The 17,492-nt window shown below is 64.5% G+C and carries 15 protein-coding genes; 6 read left to right on the top strand and 9 right to left on the bottom strand.

Annotated elements, in window-relative coordinates; all coding sequences use genetic code 11:
• Positions 1-7 precede the first annotated feature (7 nt).
• The 5 genes from etfA to EJA05_RS01670 all read right to left on the bottom strand — a co-directional run bounded on the left by etfA (position 8) and on the right by EJA05_RS01670 (position 7,052).
• Positions 8-1,240, bottom strand: coding sequence for an electron transfer flavoprotein subunit alpha (gene etfA / locus EJA05_RS01690; RefSeq protein WP_125857146.1), 1,233 nt, complete (start codon positions 1,238-1,240; stop codon positions 8-10).
• A complete protein-coding gene (gene dgcB, locus EJA05_RS01685; protein WP_125857145.1) occupies positions 1,240-3,192 on the bottom strand; it encodes a dimethylglycine demethylation protein DgcB in 1,953 nt (650 codons plus the stop codon). Before dgcB ends, etfA begins: the two co-directional genes overlap by 1 nt.
• A gap of 197 nt (positions 3,193-3,389) precedes the next feature.
• Positions 3,390-5,450: a dimethylglycine demethylation protein DgcA gene (gene dgcA / locus EJA05_RS01680; RefSeq protein WP_125462269.1), complete on the bottom strand. Its 2,061-nt coding sequence runs from the start codon at positions 5,448-5,450 to the stop codon at positions 3,390-3,392.
• 15 nt (positions 5,451-5,465) lie between these two features.
• On the bottom strand, positions 5,466-5,996 hold the full coding sequence (locus tag EJA05_RS01675; RefSeq protein WP_110992263.1) for a DUF5943 domain-containing protein: 531 nt from the start codon (positions 5,994-5,996) through the stop codon (positions 5,466-5,468).
• Between the two features lie 78 nt (positions 5,997-6,074).
• Positions 6,075-7,052, bottom strand: a complete 978-nt coding sequence (locus EJA05_RS01670) for a dipeptidase (protein WP_016392223.1) — start codon at positions 7,050-7,052, stop codon at positions 6,075-6,077.
• Between the two features lie 285 nt (positions 7,053-7,337).
• On the opposite strand from EJA05_RS01670, the gene EJA05_RS01665 reads away from it, so the two are divergent.
• Entirely contained in the window at positions 7,338-7,739 is a 402-nt protein-coding gene (locus tag EJA05_RS01665) for a lysozyme inhibitor LprI family protein (protein WP_125857144.1), read from the top strand.
• A 184-nt stretch (positions 7,740-7,923) separates the two neighbouring features.
• Here EJA05_RS01665 and EJA05_RS01660 read toward each other — a convergent pair whose 3' ends face one another.
• Together EJA05_RS01660 and EJA05_RS01655 are read right to left on the bottom strand one after the other, a co-directional pair.
• A complete protein-coding gene (locus tag EJA05_RS01660; protein WP_125857143.1) occupies positions 7,924-9,012 on the bottom strand; it encodes a metallophosphoesterase in 1,089 nt (362 codons plus the stop codon).
• 76 nt (positions 9,013-9,088) lie between these two features.
• Positions 9,089-10,054, bottom strand: coding sequence for a GlxA family transcriptional regulator (locus tag EJA05_RS01655; RefSeq protein ID WP_125462266.1), 966 nt, complete (start codon positions 10,052-10,054; stop codon positions 9,089-9,091).
• A 146-nt stretch (positions 10,055-10,200) separates the two neighbouring features.
• Between EJA05_RS01655 and choX the strand changes: the two genes are divergently transcribed.
• From choX to EJA05_RS01630, 5 genes are all read left to right on the top strand, one after another.
• Positions 10,201-11,145: a choline ABC transporter substrate-binding protein gene (gene choX / locus EJA05_RS01650; protein WP_125462265.1), complete on the top strand. Its 945-nt coding sequence runs from the start codon at positions 10,201-10,203 to the stop codon at positions 11,143-11,145.
• 168 nt (positions 11,146-11,313) lie between these two features.
• The gene (locus EJA05_RS01645) at positions 11,314-12,201 is read left to right on the top strand and encodes a BKACE family enzyme (RefSeq protein ID WP_110992258.1); all 888 of its coding nucleotides are present in this window, start codon (positions 11,314-11,316) and stop codon (positions 12,199-12,201) included.
• A gap of 161 nt (positions 12,202-12,362) precedes the next feature.
• Positions 12,363-13,328: an L-carnitine dehydrogenase gene (locus EJA05_RS01640; RefSeq protein ID WP_125857142.1), complete on the top strand. Its 966-nt coding sequence runs from the start codon at positions 12,363-12,365 to the stop codon at positions 13,326-13,328.
• A 10-nt stretch (positions 13,329-13,338) separates the two neighbouring features.
• On the top strand, positions 13,339-13,809 hold the full coding sequence (locus EJA05_RS01635) for a thioesterase family protein (protein ID WP_125462262.1): 471 nt from the start codon (positions 13,339-13,341) through the stop codon (positions 13,807-13,809).
• 294 nt (positions 13,810-14,103) lie between these two features.
• Positions 14,104-14,361, top strand: a complete 258-nt coding sequence (locus EJA05_RS01630) for a hypothetical protein (RefSeq protein ID WP_125462261.1) — start codon at positions 14,104-14,106, stop codon at positions 14,359-14,361.
• 118 nt (positions 14,362-14,479) lie between these two features.
• On the opposite strand, the gene gbdR is transcribed toward EJA05_RS01630, so the two are convergent.
• Positions 14,480-15,586, bottom strand: a complete 1,107-nt coding sequence (gbdR, locus tag EJA05_RS01625) for a choline metabolism transcriptional regulator GbdR (RefSeq protein ID WP_110992254.1) — start codon at positions 15,584-15,586, stop codon at positions 14,480-14,482.
• A 389-nt stretch (positions 15,587-15,975) separates the two neighbouring features.
• Positions 15,976-17,352, bottom strand: coding sequence for an L-serine ammonia-lyase (locus EJA05_RS01620; RefSeq protein ID WP_125857141.1), 1,377 nt, complete (start codon positions 17,350-17,352; stop codon positions 15,976-15,978).
• Between the last annotated feature and the right edge of the window lie 140 nt (positions 17,353-17,492).

Genomic DNA, 17,492 nt, shown 5'->3' with positions numbered 1-17,492 from the left:
CATGCCCTTATGCCGCGTCGCGCTGGCCGCCGCTGCGGTAGTTATCCACAGCCTCGATCAGTGCCTTGAGAATCGCCGAGCTGTCGCCAATTACCGACAGGTCGGCTCGTTTGATCATGTCGCAGCCCGGGTCCATGTTGATCGCCACCACCTTGTCGCAGGCGCCGATGCCCTGCAGGTGCTGGATCGCGCCGGAGATACCCACAGCCACGTAGACCCGTGCCGTGACCCAGGTGCCGGTGGCCCCCACCTGGCGGTTGCGCGGCATGAAGCCGTCGTCCACCGCCACCCGCGAGGCGCCTTCGGTGGCGCCGAGGGCCTTGGTGGCCTGGTGGTACAGGTCCCAGTCCTTGACGCCGTTGCCGCCGGAGACGATGAACTCAGCCTCGGCCATGGCAATGGCGGCCGGGTCCACGGCCACCGAGCCGAGGTCCTCGATGCGCGACAGGCTGCGCGCCACGCCTGTGGACAACTCCACGGGCAGGGCTTCGTGGCGGGTTTCGCTCACGGGCTCTGCGCATTCGGCAGCGGCCAGGATCAAGCGTGGCACGTCGCGCTGGATATCCTGCTGGCCGGCGCCGGCACGGCCGATGCACTGGCCGTCCTTGACCTGCCATACCCGCGTCGCCGGGCGTTCGCCCAGGGCCGCGCCGAAGCGCCGGCCGAGTTCCCCGCCACCGGTGCGGCTATCGGGCAACAGCCAGTGGCGCGGCGCGAACTGGTTATCCACAGCCCGCAGGCCCTGGACCAGTTGCTCCGGTGCATAACCTTCGAAGGCCTCGCCCTCGATAACCAGCAGGCGATCAACGCCGGCTGTGGAAAAGTTGCTTTCCTTGTGCTCGCCGAACACCACGGCCAGCACCGCACCGTCACTGCCCGCCAGGCTGTGGGCCAGGCCGAGCAGGTCGCGGTCGTGGCTGCCGAGGCGACCGCCGACCATGTCCGGCACCACGGCGATGTAGAACCCAGGCTCGGCCACCTGATGCAGCGGCAGCTGCACCTCGGCGGCGGCCGTGCGCCGCCCGCCGACACCGGTGCCCTGCTGGGCGCCGCTGCGGTCGATGCGCTTGAGGCCGCTGGGGCCGATGAAGCCGGCAGCGATCGCATGGGGGTTCTTGCGCATCAGCCCGTTGGGGCCCATCCAGCTGGTTTGTTGCGTCTGCATCGCTGCATGCAGCGGGTGCAGGCGGTTACGGGCGATCCACTCGGCGCGTGGGTCGCGGCGGATGATGTCGCTCATCAGTGCACCTCCGCAGGTTCACGTTTGCTGGCTGGCGACTTGGCGCTCGCCGGGGCTTCGTCTTCGATCAGCACATCGGCGACCAACTCGGCCAGGTCCTTGATCTGTGGCCGTGGTTCGACCACGCCTTCGAGCATCGCCGTGCACTGTGGGCAACCCACGGCCACCAGCTCGGCCTCGGTCTCGCGGATATCGTCCATGCGCATGTCGGGGATACGTTGCTTGCCCGGAATGTCGGTGATCGGCGCGCCGCCGCCACCGCCGCAGCAACGGGAACGGAAGCCCGAACGCTGCATCTCGCGCACTTCGATACCCAAGGCCTTGAGCACGTCGCGCGGGGCCTCGTACTCGCCGTTGTAACGGCCCAGGTAGCACGGGTCGTGGTAGGTGACGCTGCCACCCTTGTGCTGGCCAAGGTTGAGCTTGCCGGCGGCGATCAGTTCGGCGATGTAGGTGCTGTGGTGCTGCACCTGGTAGTCGCCGCCAAGGGCGCCGTATTCATTCTTCAGCACATGGAAGCTGTGCGGATCGCAAGTGACGATGCGCTGGAACTGGTACTTGGCCAGGGTCTGGATATTGCGTTTGGCCAGGTGCTGGAAGGTCGCTTCATCGCCCAGGCGACGGGCCACGTCACCGCTGTCGCGCTCTTCCAGGCCAAGCACGGCGAAGTCCACGCCGGAGGCCTTGAGCACTTTGACGAAGGCGCGCAGCGTGCGCTGGTTGCGCATGTCGAAGGCGCCATCGCCCACCCAGAACAGCACTTCGGTGCGCTTCACATCACTGAGCAGTTGCAGGTTGAGGTCGGCCGCCCAGTTCATCCGCCCGCCGGGGGCGAAACCGCCGGGGTTGTCGGTGGCGATCAGGTTGTCCAGTACCTCGGCGCCCTTGTTCGGGGTGGCGCCCTTTTCCAGGGTGAGGTGGCGGCGCATGTCGACGATGGCATCGACGTGCTCGATCATCATCGGGCACTCCTCCACGCAAGCGCGGCAGGTCGTGCACGACCACAGGGTTTCGGCATCGACCAGGCCGTTGACGATCGGCTGGTGCGGATGGCCGCCATGCTCACCGATCGGCTTGCCCGGATAGGGGCTGCCGGCGAAGGTGGCGTCGGTGCCACCGGCCAGGCCGATGACCATGTCCTGAATGAGCTTTTTCGGGTTCAGCGGCTGGCCGGCGGCGAACGCCGGGCACATGGCTTCGCACTTGCCGCATTGCACGCAGGCGTCGAAACCGAGCAGCTGGTTCCAGGTGAAGTCCACCGGTTTTTCCACGCCCAGCGGCGCGTTCGGGTCTTCCAGGTCCAGCGGCTTGAGGCCGGTGGAACGGCCGCCGCCGAAGCGCTCGGCGCGGCGGTGCCAGGCCAGGTGCAGGGCGCCGGCGAAGGCGTGCTTCATCGGCCCGCCCCAGGTCATGCCGAAGAACAGCTCGGACACGCCCCACAGCACTCCGACGCCCAGCACCGCCACCAGCACCCAGCCACCGGTGCCTTGCGGCAGGATGCCGGCCACCGGCAGCGTGGCGATGAAGAAGCTCGCCGCGAACATCAGCAGGCTCTTGGGCAGGCGCATCCACGGGCCCTTGGACAGGCGCGAAGGCGGGTTGAGGCGGCGTTTGAAGACGAACAGGGCACCGGTGAACATGATCACCGTGGCCACCAGCAGGGCATAGCCGAGTATCTTGCTCTGCAGGCCGAAGCCGTGCACCAGGATCGCCAGCACGGCCGAGAGCACGAAGCCGCCGGCAGTGGCCACGTGGGTCTTGGACATGTACTTGTCGCGCTCGACCACGTGGTGCAGGTCCACCAGGTAGCGCCGTGGCATGGCCAGCAGGCCTTTGATCAGGTCGACCTGGCTCGGCCGCCCGCGCCGCCACATGCGCACCCGGCGCAGGGCGCCGAGCACCGCCAGGGCCAGCGCGGTGAACAGCAGGATGGGTAGAAGGGTGTTCAACATGGCAGGCACCTTTGAGCTGCAAGCTGCAAGCTACAAGCTGCAAGAAGAAGCCACTTAGCCCCGCCCCTTGCTTGAACCTTGCAGCTCACCGCTGCTTTACAGAATCATTCCCAAGCAACTCTCAAGACCTAAGCTGCAAGCGAAAGCGGTACTGATCGCTTTTTCTTGCAGCTTGCAGCTTGAAGCTTGCCGCTGCTTCAGAAATCCTTGCACAGGCGCAAGGCGTCGTAGATCGCCGCATGCACGTTGCGCTGGGCCACGCAGTCGCCGATGCGGTACAGCAGGTAGCCCTCGCCCGGCTGGCTGAGGATCGGCTGCGGCTTGATGGCGAACAGCGCCTCGACGTCGATCTGGCCCTTGTTGCGCGAACCGTCTTTGAGCGCGTAGTACAGCTGCTCGTCAGGACGCACGCCGTTTTCCACCACTACCTGGTCCACCACCCGCTCTTCCTTGGCGCCGGTGTACTCGTTCTCGAGCACCGCCACCAGCTTGTCGCCCTCGCGGTAGACCTTCTCCAGCATCATGTCGCCGGTCATGATCACTTCTTTGGGGTACATGCTGCGGTAGTAGGTGGGGAAGCTGGTGCCGCCCATGGCCACGCCCGGCTTGATGTCGTCGGTGACGATCTCGACCTGGCTGCCCTTGTCGGCGATGAAATCCGCCGTCGACATGCCGGTGAACTCGCAGATGGTGTCGTACACCAGCACGTTCTTGCCCGGTGCGACCTTGCCGTCGAGCACGTCCCAGCTGCTCACCACCAGCCCTTCGGCAGCGCCCCAGTGCTCGTTCTGCTCGACGAACGGATGGCCGCCCACTGCCAGCACGATGATGTCCGGGCGCAGGTCCTGGATGGTCGCCACGTCAGCGGCGGTGCCCAGGCGCAGGTCGATCTTCAGGCGGGCGAACTCCAGCTGGTACCAGCGGGTGATGCCGGCGATCTGGTCGCGCTGCGGGGCCTTGGCGGCGATGGTGATCTGCCCGCCGATCTGCTCTTTCTTCTCGAAAACGGTGACATCGTGGCCACGCTCGGCGGCCACGCGGGCGGCCTCCATGCCGGCAGGGCCTGCGCCGACGATCACCACCTTGCGCTTGGCGCCGGTGGTCTTCTCGATGATGTGCGGCACGCCCATGTATTCACGGGAGGTGGCGGCGTTCTGGATGCACAGCACGTCCAGGCCCTGGTACTGGCGGTCGATGCAGTAGTTGGCGCCGACGCACTGCTTGATCTGGTCCACCTGGCCCATCTTGATCTTGGCGATCAGGTGCGGATCGGCGATGTGGGCGCGGGTCATACCCACCATGTCCACGTAGCCGCCTTCCAGGATACGCGTGGCCTGGTTCGGGTCCTTGATGTTCTGCGCGTGCAGCACCGGGACCTTGACCACTTCCTTGATGCCGGCCGCCAGGTGCAGGAATGGCTCCGGCGGGTAGCTCATGTTGGGGATGACGTTGGCCAGGGTGTTGTGGGTGTCGCAGCCCGAGCCGACCACGCCGATGAAATCGAGCATGCCGGTGGCGTCGTAGTAGGCAGCGATCTGCTTCATGTCCTCGTGGCTGAGGCCATCGGGGTGGAATTCGTCGCCGCAGATACGCATGCCCACGCAGAAGTCGTCACCGACTTCCTTGCGCACGGCCTTGAGCACTTCCAGGCCGAACTTCATGCGGCCTTCGAAGGTGCCGCCCCACTCGTCGGTACGCTTGTTGACCCGTGGGCTCCAGAACTGGTCGATCATGTGCTGGTGCACCGCCGACAGTTCGACGCCGTCAAGGCCACCTTCCTTGGCGCGGCGCGCAGCTTGCGCGTAGTTGCCGATGACGCGCCAGATCTCTTCCACTTCGATGGTTTTGCAGGTGGCGCGGTGCACCGGTTCACGGATGCCCGACGGCGACATCAGGGTCGGCCAGTTGAAACCGTCCCAGCGCGAGCGACGGCCCATGTGGGTAATCTGGATCATGATCTTGGCGCCATGCTTGTGCATGGCGTCAGCCAGGTTCTGGAAGTGCGGAATGATGCGGTCGGTCGACAGGTTGACCGACGACCACCACTCCTGCGGGCTGTCGATGGCCACCACGGACGAGCCGCCGCAGATCGCCAGGCCGATGCCGCCCTTGGCCTTCTCTTCGTAGTACTTCACATAGCGGTCGGTGGTCATCCCGCCGTCGGTGGCATACACCTCGGCGTGCGCGGTGCTGAGCACACGGTTGCGGATGGTCAGTTTGCCGATCTGGATCGGCTGGAACATTGCTTCGAAGGCCATGACGCTATCTCCGGCTTACAACGGCTTTGTAACGAACAGGCCATCTTCGTGGCCTTCTTCCGACCCGCCATAGACCTGTTCGGCCACGGTGCGGATCGAGCTGCCGCGGGCAGCGAGAATCTGGTCCATGGCGCCGGCGAACCAACCGGTGAACATGTAGTCGACCTTGCGGCCAACCTTGCCGTAGACATAGACGAACGCCGAGTGCTCGAGCTTGACGCTGCAGGTGCCTTTATCCAGGTCGATGTCCTGGATCTTGAACAGGCCCCAGCCACGCTGGCTCAGGCGCTTCATGTAGTGCTCGAACACCGCCACGCCTTCCAGGCCATGGCACTCGGCTTCTTTCTCGCACCAGTGCCAGGCGGACTTGTAGCCGGCCTTGTAGAGGATCTCGGCATAGGCGTCGGCGCCCAGCACTTCCTCGATGCCCATGTGGTTGTTGACGAAGAAATGCCGTGGCACGTAGAGCATCGGCAGGGCGTCGCTGGTCCAGACACCGGTCTCGCTGTCGACTTCGATTGGCAATTGCGGGGCGATCTTGGCCATGGAAACTCAACTCCAGAAAATTTTTGTATTTGGATGCCCCGGCGTTGCTGGCAGGGGCTTTCAGGCTCGGAGTGCGGCTTACTCGCCCCACACATCCTTGAGGACGTTCACCCAGTTCTCACCCATGATCTTGCGCACCACGCGTTCGGAATGGCCGCGTTTGAGCAGGGTCTCGGTGAGGTTGGGGAACTCGCCGACAGTACGAATGCCGAGCGGGTTGATGATCTTGCCGAAGTTGGTCAGGCGACGGGCGTAGCCCTTGTCGTGGGTCAGGTATTCGAAGAAGTCCTGACCGTGGCCCTGGGTGAAGTCGGTGCCGATACCGATGGCGTCTTCACCGACGATGTTCATGGTGTACTCGATGGCTTCGGCGTAATCGTCGATGGTCGAGTCGATGCCCTTGGCCAGGAACGGCGCGAACATGGTCACGCCGACGAAACCGCCGTGGTCGGCGATGAACTTGAGCTCTGCATCGGACTTGTTGCGCGGGTGCTCCTTGAGCCCCGACGGCAGGCAGTGCGAGTAGCACACCGGTTTCTTCGATTCGAGGATGACTTCTTCGGAAGTCTTGGAGCCGACGTGGGACAGGTCGCACATGATGCCGACGCGGTTCATTTCGGCGACGATCTCGCGACCGAAGCCCGACAGGCCGCCGTCACGCTCGTAGCAGCCGGTGCCAACCAGGTTCTGGGTGTTGTAGCACATCTGCACGATGCCCACGCCCAGCTGCTTGAACACGTCTACATAGGCGATCTGGTCTTCGAACGCATGGGCGTTCTGGAAGCCGAAGAGGATGCCGGTCTTGCCCAGTTCCTTGGCCTTGCGGATGTCGGCGGTGGTGCGCACCGGCATTACCAGGTCGCTGTTGTCGCGAATCAGCTTCTGGCTGGCGGCGATGTTGTCGACGGTGGCCTTGAAGCCCTCCCACACCGAGACGGTGCAGTTGGCCGCGGTCAGCCCGCCCTTGCGCATGTCTTCGAACAGCTCGCGGTTCCACTTGGCAATGATCAAACCGTCGATGACGATGCTGTCGGCGTGAAGTTCGGCTGGGCTCATCAGGCTGTCCCCTTTTATTGAGTTTGCTGGCGCCAAACCTTGTGTCGGCGCTTTGGGGCCAGCATATGCCTGCCGCCCGAGGCGCCCCGATGCAAAAACGACAGGGGGTTTGCCGAAAGCGTCAAAGGCCCAAACGGCACGCTCTGGCCTGCGCCTCGCAGATGAGAGCCAGTCTCGACAACGGCTTTTGTAGGGCTTTGATGAACATTTCGTCAGGGAGCTATCGCCGCGCCCGAGGCTGAGCGAGAATCCCTGCGATTCGTCAGCCTGTTCAGGAGAAAACGGATGAAATCAATGGCATGGCTGGTCCTGCTGGCCGTCGCGTGCGGCGCCCAGGCCGCCGAGGAAGAAAGCACGCCCTGCGACAACGTCGAGACCGACCAGCAGGGCTATGCCTGCGCGGCCTACAACAAGCAGACCGCCGAACGCGAGTTGAAGGCCGCCTATGACGACCTGATCCAGCGCATTCGCGACCAGTATGCGGATGAAAACGACAAGGCCGCGGCGTTGAGCGCGAAGATGGAGGCTGCGGAAAAACTCTGGGCCCAGCTGCGCGATGCCGACTGCAAGGTCGAGACCTATGCCGAGAAACCCGGCAGCAAGGCCTTCGAAGCCTCCTGGAACACCTGCGTGGCGCAGCGTAGCGATGAGCGGTCGGAGTATCTGCAGACCATCGGTCAGCAATAAACCAGGCAGGCAGAGCCTCTGTGAGAGCCGGCCCCCACAATGAACTTGCACGTCCGCTGTTGGAGCAACTGTCCTATGTTTCCAGTGCTGGCCTCATCGCTGGCAAGCCAGCTCCCACAAGTACGATGCTGCCTCGAAGTTAGCGCGATCCATGTGGGAGCGGGCTTGCCCCGCGAAGGCTTGATCAGGCGCCGCGACGGTTCAGGTCAATCACCGTGCTTTCGTCGAAGGCCCCATCCATGCTCACCACATCGACCTGCAACTGCTGCCTGTTCCAGTCGAAGGTCAGCCGCAGGTAGGTACCCGCGTTCAAGGCGCCGGACTTGAAGTGCGGCACCTTGCCGAAGCCGGCGTGGTACTTGCCTACGTTCGAGTGCAGGTGACCGGAAAACACTGCGGCCACGTTATGGGCTTCCAGCAGTTTCGGCACTTCCCAGTAACGTTGCTCCTCGTCCACCCAGTATTCCGAAATATGCATGTTGACGATGACCACCTCGCCCCGGGCGGTGGCGTCCTCAAGCTGGCCTTTCAACCACTCCAGCGAGCGGGTGATGTTGAAATGACGCTTGGGTTTCATGCTCCATCCGCCGCCGGTGCTCCACTGGCGCTCATAGGTCGGTTCATTGTTCAACTGGATGATCCGCACACGGCCCACGGTCACCGAGTAGGACAGCGAGCCTTCATGGGTGTCGTTTTCATAGCGGTAGTCGAAATCGTTGACCGGATCCATGGCCTTAACCCAGGCAATGTGATCGCACACGGCATCACGGGCGCAGCCATTGTTGCTGCAGTCGTCGACGTTGTTCTCGTAGTCATGGTTGCCCAGCCCCGGTAGCAGCAGCGGGCCGCCAACACCGTTGGCCATCTTGCGGAACATCGCCTGCATCGCCGAGCGTTCGTTGCCATGGCCGTATTCGGTGATGTCGCCGTTGACCACCACCGGCACATGGTAGGGAACGTCACGCTCGCGGGCGATTGCCTCGTAGACCGGCGCGGTCTTGTGCCAGCCGGCCGAGTCGATCTCCTCGACGTACTCATCGAAACGTTGGCTCATGTAGCGGAACGCCTGGGGGTCGGAGGCGATGATCATCTTCTGCCGGCCATCGGGGTAGTCGGCCAGCTGGTTCCAGCCGGGCTGGTAGTAGTCCTGATACAGATCGGTGCTGGTGCTGTCACAACCAGGCACAGCGGCATGGGCCTGCCAGGGCGCCAGCATCGAGGCAAGCGCCAGCGAGCTGAACAGGTATTTGCTGAATCCATGCGTAGGAGACATCGCGACAATCCTTGGTTCGTTAATGGATTGCCTACGCTAGTGAACTATCGGTCTGACAATAATCGGGAAGTGCGCCCTATGCGTTCACCGGGCGGTAATCGGCGCCCGTCACCTGGCGGTCCTGCCGCGGGCACCGCTCGAAGCGTGCCCGGTAGCAGCGGGTAAAGTACGACGGCGACTCGAAGCCGCAGGCAACCGCCACCTCCAGCACACTCATGTCGGTCTGGCGCAACAGCTGCCGGGCCTTGTCCAGGCGCAAGCGCAGGTAGAAACCACTGGGTGTGTCGTCCAGGTGCAGACGGAACAGCCGCTCCAACTGGCGCCGGGTGACCTGTATCGCCTCGGCCAGTACCTGGGTGTTGAGCGGTAGCTCGGTATTGCGCTCCATTTCGCCGATCACCTTCACCAGCTTCTTGTTGCGCAACCCATAGCGGCTGGCGATCTGCATACGCTGGTGATCCTGGCGCGGGCGGATGCGTCCGAGCACGAACTGCTCGGACACCTGCACCGCCAGCTCGCTGCCATGGGCCTGGGCGATCAGGTCGAGCATCAGGTCGATGGACGCGGTGCCGCCGGCACAGGTGATGCGCCGGCGATCGAGTTCGAAAAGCTCCTGGGTCGCCTGCAGGCGCGGATAACGCTCCTTGAAAGCCTCCAGTGCCTCCCAGTGCAGGGTGGCGCGATAGCCATCGAGCAGGCCGGCCTCGGCCAGCACCATGGCGCCCGTGTCGATGCCGCCCAGCACCACGCCTTCATGGTCAAGACGGCGCAGCGCCTGCTGCAGTGCCGGCCCATAGCAGGCCAGCGGCTCGAAGCCTGCCACCACCAGCAGCAGGCGTACCTGTTCGCCTTCACCCAGCGCGCCATCGGCGTTCACCGACATGCCGTTGCTGGCCTGCACCGCCCCGCCATCGAGGCTGAGCACGCGCCACTGGTACAGCGCGCCACGAAAGCGGTTGGCCACCCGCAGCGGCTCGATGGCGCTGATGAAGCCCATGGCCGAGAAGCCCGGCAACAAGAGGAAATGCAGCGTTTCCGACATCCCATGCTCCCCACAAAAAGTGGTCGCCTGCGTGCAAGTGTTGGTCGCCAGGGTGCGATTTCCCACCCCGTCACCAGCGTAGCGTGTTCTCACGGCCCGCAGAGGCCGGAACCCATAACAATATGCACTGCCGATGGAGAGCCACCATGCAACGCTTTATCCGCCGCAGCCTGTTGTCCCTCGCCCTCAGTTCCACCGTGGTATCCCCGCTCTTCGCCGCCGAACCCGCCGCCTGCAAGGACGTGCGCCTGGGCGTGGTCAACTGGACCGACGTGATCGCCACCAGCGCCATGGCTCAAGTGCTGCTCGATGGCCTGGGCTACCAGACCAAGCAGACCAGCGCCTCGCAGCAGATCATCTTCGCCGGCATCCGCGACAAGCGCCTGGACATGTTCCTGGGTTACTGGAACCCGATCATGACCCAGACCATCACCCCGTTCGTGGCGGCCAGCCAGGTCAAGGTGCTCGACAAGCCAAGCCTGGAGGATGCCCGCGCCACCCTGGCGGTACCGAAATACCTCGCCGACAAGGGTTTGAAGACGTTCGCCGACATCCACAAGTTCCAGAAAGAGCTGGGCGGCAAGATCTACGGCATCGAGCCGGGGTCCGGCGCCAACACCCAGATCAAGGCGATGATCGCCAAGAACCAGTTCGACCTGGGCAAGTTCCAGCTGGTCGAGTCCAGCGAGGCCGGCATGCTCGCCGCGGTCGACCGCGCCGTGCGGCGCAACGAAGCGGTGGTGTTCTTCGGCTGGGCGCCGCACCCGATGAACGTGAACATCGACATGGTCTACCTGGGCGACAGCCAGGACGCCCTCGGCCCGGACGAAGGTCGCGCCACGGTGTGGACGGTGACCGCGCCGGACTACGCCGAACGTTGCCCCAACGCCCATCGCCTGCTGACCAACCTCAGTTTCAGCGCCGAGGACGAGAGCCGCATGATGCAGCCGCTGCTCGACCACAAGGATGCGCTGGAATCGGCCCGCCAGTGGCTCAAGGACCACCCCGAGGACAAGGCTCGCTGGCTGCAAGGCGTGACCACCTTCGACGGCAAGCCGGCCGCCGACAACCTCAAGCTCACTGCCAACTGACAGGGCCTCATCGCCTGTAGGAGCGGCCTTGTGTCGCGAAAGGGCTGCGCAGCAGCCCCGGGATTTGTGCGCGCTGCTGAAAGCTGGGGCCGCTTCGCGGCCCTTTCGCGACACAAGGCCGCTCCTACAAGCGATCGGGCCACCACAGACATTACAAGGATCACAACCATGAACCATGACGTCATCATCACCTGCGCCCTCACCGGCGCTGGCGACACGGTCGCCAAGAGCCACCTGGTCCCCGTCACCCCGAAACAGATCGCCGAAGCCGCCGTGGAAGCCGCCAAGGCCGGCGCCACCGTGGTCCACTGCCACGTCCGCGACCCACAAACCGGCCGCTTCAGCCGCGACGTGGCGCTGTACCGCGAAGTGATGGAGCGCATCCGCGAAGCCGACGTGGACATCATCGTCAACCTCACAGCCGGCATGGGTGGCGACCTGGAGATCGGCCCGGGCGAAACCCCCATGGAGTTCGGCGCCGGCACCGACCTGATTGGCCCGCTGGAACGCCTGGCCCACGTCGAGGCGCTGCTGCCGGAAATCTGCACCCTGGACTGCGGCACCCTCAACTTTGGCGACGGCAACGCCATCTACGTGTCCACCCCGGCGCAACTGCGCGCCGGCGCCAAACGCATCACCGAGCTGGGCGTCAAAGCGGAGCTTGAGATCTTCGACACCGGCCACCTGTGGTTCGCCAAGCAGATGATCAAGGAAGGCCTGCTGCACGACCCGCTGTTCCAGCTGTGCCTGGGCATCCCGTGGGGCGCACCGGCCGACACCACGACGATGAAAGCCATGGTCGACAACCTGCCCGCCGACGTCACCTGGGCCGGCTTCGGTATCGGCCGCATGCAGATGCCGATGGCCGCCCAGGCGGTGCTGCTGGGCGGCAACGTGCGAGTCGGGCTGGAAGACAACCTGTACCTGGACCGCGGTGTGCTGGCCAGCAACGGCCAGTTGGTGGAGCGCGCGGTGGAGATCATCTCGCGCCTCGGTGGCCGCGTGCTGACCCCGGCCGAAGGCCGCGAAAAAATGAACCTCAAGCGTCGCGGATAAAACCAGCCCGCATCAATCCCTGTGGGAGCGGGTTTACCCGCGAAGCAGGCGGCGCGGTGGATGGCACCGGCTGCGCCGGTGTTCGCGGTGGTCCGGCACTCCGGTAAACCCGCTCCCACAGGGCCTGCGCCCAGCCATGAAATTTTCAGTGAGAGTCAGATATGCCTTTTATCACCGACATCAAGACCTTCGCCGCCCTGGGTAGCGGCGTCATCGGCAGCGGCTGGGTCGCCCGTGCCCTGGCCCACGGCCTGGACGTGGTGGCCTGGGACCCGGCGCCCGGTGCCGAAGCCGCCCTGCGCAAACGCATCGCCAACGCCTGGCCGGCGCTGGAGAAACAAGGCCTGGCCCCCGGCGCCGCACAGGGCCGCCTGAAGTTCGTGAGCACCATCGAAGAATGCGTGCGCGACGCCGACTTCATCCAGGAAAGCGCGCCCGAACGCCTGGACCTCAAGCTCGACCTGCACGCCAGGATCAGCGCGGCCGCCAAGCCGAACGCGATCATCGGCTCCAGCACTTCGGGCCTGTTGCCCAGCGAGTTCTACGAGTCGGCCAGCCATCCCGAACGCTGCGTGGTGGGCCACCCGTTCAACCCGGTGTACCTGCTGCCGCTGGTGGAGATCGTTGGCGGGCGCAACACCAGCCCCGAGGCCATCGAGGCGGCCAAGACCATCTACACCGCGCTGGGCATGCGCCCGCTGCATGTGCGCAAGGAAGTCCCAGGGTTCATCGCCGACCGCCTGCTCGAAGCGCTGTGGCGCGAAGCCCTGCACCTGGTCAACGACGGCGTTGCCAGTACCGGCGAGATCGACGACGCGATTCGGTTTGGCGCCGGATTGCGCTGGTCGTTCATGGGCACGTTCCTGACCTACACCCTGGCCGGGGGCGATGCCGGCATGCGCCACTTCATGGCCCAGTTCGGCCCGGCGCTGCAGCTGCCCTGGACCTACCTGCCGGCGCCGGAGCTGACCGACAAACTGATCGACGATGTGGTCGATGGCACCTCTGAGCAGTTGGGCGAGCGCAGCATCGCCGCCCTGGAACGCTACCGTGACGACACCCTGCTGGCGGTGCTCGAAGCGGTGAAGAACAGCAAGGCCAAGCACGGCATGGCCTTCGGCGACTGAGGAGACGACGATGCCCGCACTGACCACCTACCGCACCCAGGTGCTGCCTGAGTGGGTCGACTACAACGGCCACCTGCGCGATGCCTATTACCTGCTGATCTTCAGTTACGCCACCGACGCACTGATGGAACGCATCGGCCTGGATGCCGATGCGCGGGGGCAGAGCGGGCATTCGCTGTTCACCCTGGAGGCGCATATCAACTACTTGCACGAGGTGAAGCTTGATACCGAGGTGTGGGTGCAGACGCAGATCATTGGCTTCGACAAGAAGCGCCTGCACCTGTACCACAGCCTGCACCGGGCAGGGTTCGACGAGGCGCTGGCAGCCAGTGAGCAGATGTTGTTGCATGTGGACCTGGCGGGGCCGAAGTCGGCGCCGTTTGGGGACCGCAGTGTCGAGTTGCTACGCGCGATTGCGCTTGGGCAGCAGGATCTGCCAGACGCCGAATTCGCAGGCCGGGTGATAGCACTGCCTGGATAGCCGGAACAAGCCATCGCGGGGCAAGCCCGCGATGGCGTTCGTGGCCAAAAAATAACCCCGCAAAGCCGTGAGCTTGCGGGGCCAAGAGCGAGCAACATCCACTGTGCGAGAAGTGAGGGTGACCAAACCCTCGGTGCCGTGAATGACTTCAGTTTGCTGGCTTCTGTCCTGGGCAATTTAGCCGTAAACGACCTGTTCTTAGCCAAAGCGGCCATCGCGACAGTCTGCCCTTGCCGGGTTGTCGGCTTGGTCACAGAATCGGTCGCAAACAACAGCAGCAGAAGGATTACAGCCATGATGCATGCGGATCTGATCGATCAGGATGACCTGCTGGGCCAATTGCGCTCGCGGGGCTTCGACATTCCGGCCGGCGCCAGCGCCGAGCAGGCCTGCGAGGTGGTGGTAAGGGGGCTGACCGAGCCCAATGCCCGCGCCCTCAAGGGCATGGTGGAGCAGATGTACACCGGCAGCGCGACCATTCTCCCGGCGGTGCGCCAGGCCATCGACAAGCAGTTGCTGCCGGCATTGGCGCAGTACAGCAAGCGCGCCTGACGTCCAATTTCCATTGACCTTTTCGCGGGTAAACCCGCTCCCACAGGTGCTGCATCGCTCTTGAAGAGGGTGCAGTACCTGTGGGAGCGGGTTCACCCGCGAAAAAAGCGACGCGGTGTCAGAGCCTGACGCTGGCGAAGGTCGACTCGTTGCGCGCCTGGCTCAGGGCGGCCAGCGGGCCGCTGTGCGGCGACAAGGCCATGGCCTGCGGGATCGGCATCATCGCCACCTGCTGGGTGGTGTTGGAGCCCACGCGCTCGTCACGCGGCGGAATGCCGAAGTACTCGCGGTAGCACTTGGAGAAGTGCGGGGTGGAAACGAAGCCGCACACCGAGGCCACCTCGATGATCGACATCGGCGTCTGCTTGAGCAGTTGCCGTGCGCGAATCAGGCGCAGCTTGAGGTAGTAGCGCGACGGCGAGCAGTGCAGGTACTTCTGGAACAGGCGCTCGAGCTGGCGCCGCGACACCGCCACGTACACCGCCAGTTCGTCGAGGTCGATCGGCTCTTCCAGGTTGGCCTCCATCAGCGCGACGATTTCCTGCAGCTTCGGCTGGTTGGTGCCGAGCATGTGCTTGAGCGGCACGCGCTGGTGGTCCTGTTCGTTGCGGATGCGCTCGTAGACGAACATTTCGGAGATCGCCGCCGACAGTTCGCGGCCGTGATCGCGGCTGATCAGGTGCAGCATCATGTCCAGCGGCGCGGTGCCGCCGGAGCTGGTGAAGCGGTTGCGGTCGAGGGTGAACAGGCGGGTGCTCATGTTCACCCGCGGGTAGGCCTCCTGCATCGCGGCCAGGCATTCCCAGTGCACGCTGCAATCGAAGCCGTCGAGCAGGCCGGCACAGGCCAGCGCCCAGCTGCCGGTGCACACCGCACCGAGGCGGCGCGACTGGCGGGCCTGGGCCTGCAGCCAGGTGACGTGCTCACGGGTGACGGTACGCTGGATGCCCACGCCGCCGCAGACGATCACGGTGTCGATCGGCGGGGCGCTGTGCATGGCGGCGTCGGGGGTGATCTGCAGGCCATCGCTGGCCCACACCTGGCCGCCGTCCGCGGTCAGGGTGTGCCAGCGGTACAGCTCACGGCCGGACAGCTGGTTGGCCATGCGCAGGGGTTCGACTGCCGACGCCAGGGAAATGAGGGTGAAGTTGTCCAACAGGAGAAAACCAATGGACTGGGGTGCTGTGCGGTTCTGGGTTGGGGTCCCGGAGGTGTACGACGTCATCGCGATTTCTCCTCACACAATGCAGGGTGTGCCTCAGGCGAGCACTGTTCTTGTAATGGCCCCGTTTCGTATGCAGGGGCTTTGCCAATCTCAACGCAAATGGCATGCCTGAAATTGAACACGTATCCAATAAAACCCAAAAACGACGTCGACAGGCGACGTGCAGCGGGCTCTGGACCGAGCGTAGACCTAATCGCAAACCGGCGCGCCAGCGCCTTCGGGTGTAACGACTGAGCAGTTCGGTAGCACTGCTGGGAAGGTTGCCCAGATGCGACAAACTTAAGTGTCACCGACAACGACGCTACCGGTAACGACAGCCGACAACTGGTAGATGACAAGTGCTGCGCCAAAATGTGGCGCAGCGCTCAGGCGCGGGCAGAAACGGCGCATCAGCATTCGATGGCGCTGACCGCGAGGCCCCCGCGCGAGGTTTCCTTGTACTTGTCGTGCATGTCGGCGCCGGTGTCACGCATGGTGCGGATCACCTGATCGAGGGAGATGAAGTGTTCGCCGTCGCCGCGCAGGGCCATCTGTACGGCGTTGATCGCCTTTACCGCAGCGATGGCGTTGCGCTCGATGCAGGGCACCTGGACCAGGCCACCGACCGGGTCGCAGGTCAGCCCGAGGTTGTGTTCAAGGGCAATCTCGGCGGCGTTCTCCAACTGCGCCGGGGTGGCACCGAGCACCTCGGCCAGGCCCGCGGCGGCCATGGCGCAGGCCGAGCCGACCTCGCCCTGGCAGCCGACTTCGGCGCCGGAAATCGACGCGTTCTTCTTGCACAGGATGCCGACAGCCGCCGCACCGAGGAAGAAGTCGACAACGTTGGACTCGTCCACCACGTCGGAAAAACGCATGTAGTAGTGCAGCACGGCCGGGATGATCCCCGCCGCGCCGTTGGTGGGCGCGGTCACCATGCGCCCGCCGGCGGCGTTCTCTTCGTTGACCGCCAGGGCGAACAGGTTGACCCACTCCATGGCGCTCATGGTCGAGCCGATGACGTTGGGTTTGCCGATCTCCTGCAAGCTGCGGTGCAGCTTGGCGGCGCGGCGGCGCACATTGAGCCCGCCGGGCAAGGTTCCTTCGTGCTTGAGGCCGTTGTTCACGCATTCCTGCATGGCGCTCCAGAGCTTGAGCAGGCCGGCGCGAATCTCCTCTTCGCTGCGCCAGACCTTTTCGTTGGCCAGCATCAATTGCGACACGCGCAGGTCGTTTTGCTTGCACAGGCGCAGCAGCTCGGCGGCGCTGTTGAAATCGTAGGGCAACACGGTCTGGTCGGCGTCCAGCACGCCGCTGGCGGCCTGGGCGGCATCGACCACAAAGCCACCGCCCACCGAGTAGTAGGTGTCACGGTGCAGTTCGCCGCCCTCGCCTTCGGCCACCAGGGTCATGGCGTTGGGGTGGTACGGCAGGTTCTCGTCCAGCAGCAGCATGTCGCGGGCCCAGACGAATTCGATGGGCAGGCGGTTGTCGAGCTTGAGCACGTTGGTTTCGCGCAGGTCGGCGATGCGTGGGGTGATCTGGGTCGGGTCGATGGCGTCGGGCCATTCGCCCATCAGGCCCATGATGGTGGCGCTGTCGGTGCCGTGCCCGACACCGGTGGCCGACAGCGAGCCATACAGGCGCACTTCGATGCGCCGCACCTGATCCAGCTCGCCGCGCTGGCGCAGGCCCTGGACGAACAGGGCGCCGGCGCGCATGGGGCCGACGGTGTGGGAGCTGGAAGGCCCGACACCGATCTTGAACAGGTCGAACACGCTGATGGCCATTGTCGCTTCACCTCTTGATGGGCTTGCCTGGTCGCGCCAAACGCCGCCTTGCACAACTGCTAGGCTGAAGCGTCGAGCCGCCTTGGAATGCTCGCATCATCGGGCTTTTGCCCACCCCCTCGCCGTCTGCAACCGACGTA

The sequence above is a fragment of the Pseudomonas oryziphila genome (genome assembly GCF_003940825.1).
Lineage (GTDB): Bacteria > Pseudomonadota > Gammaproteobacteria > Pseudomonadales > Pseudomonadaceae > Aquipseudomonas > Aquipseudomonas sichuanensis.
Note: the sequence above shows the minus strand (reverse complement) of the source record. Positions and strands in the feature narration are given on the sequence as shown.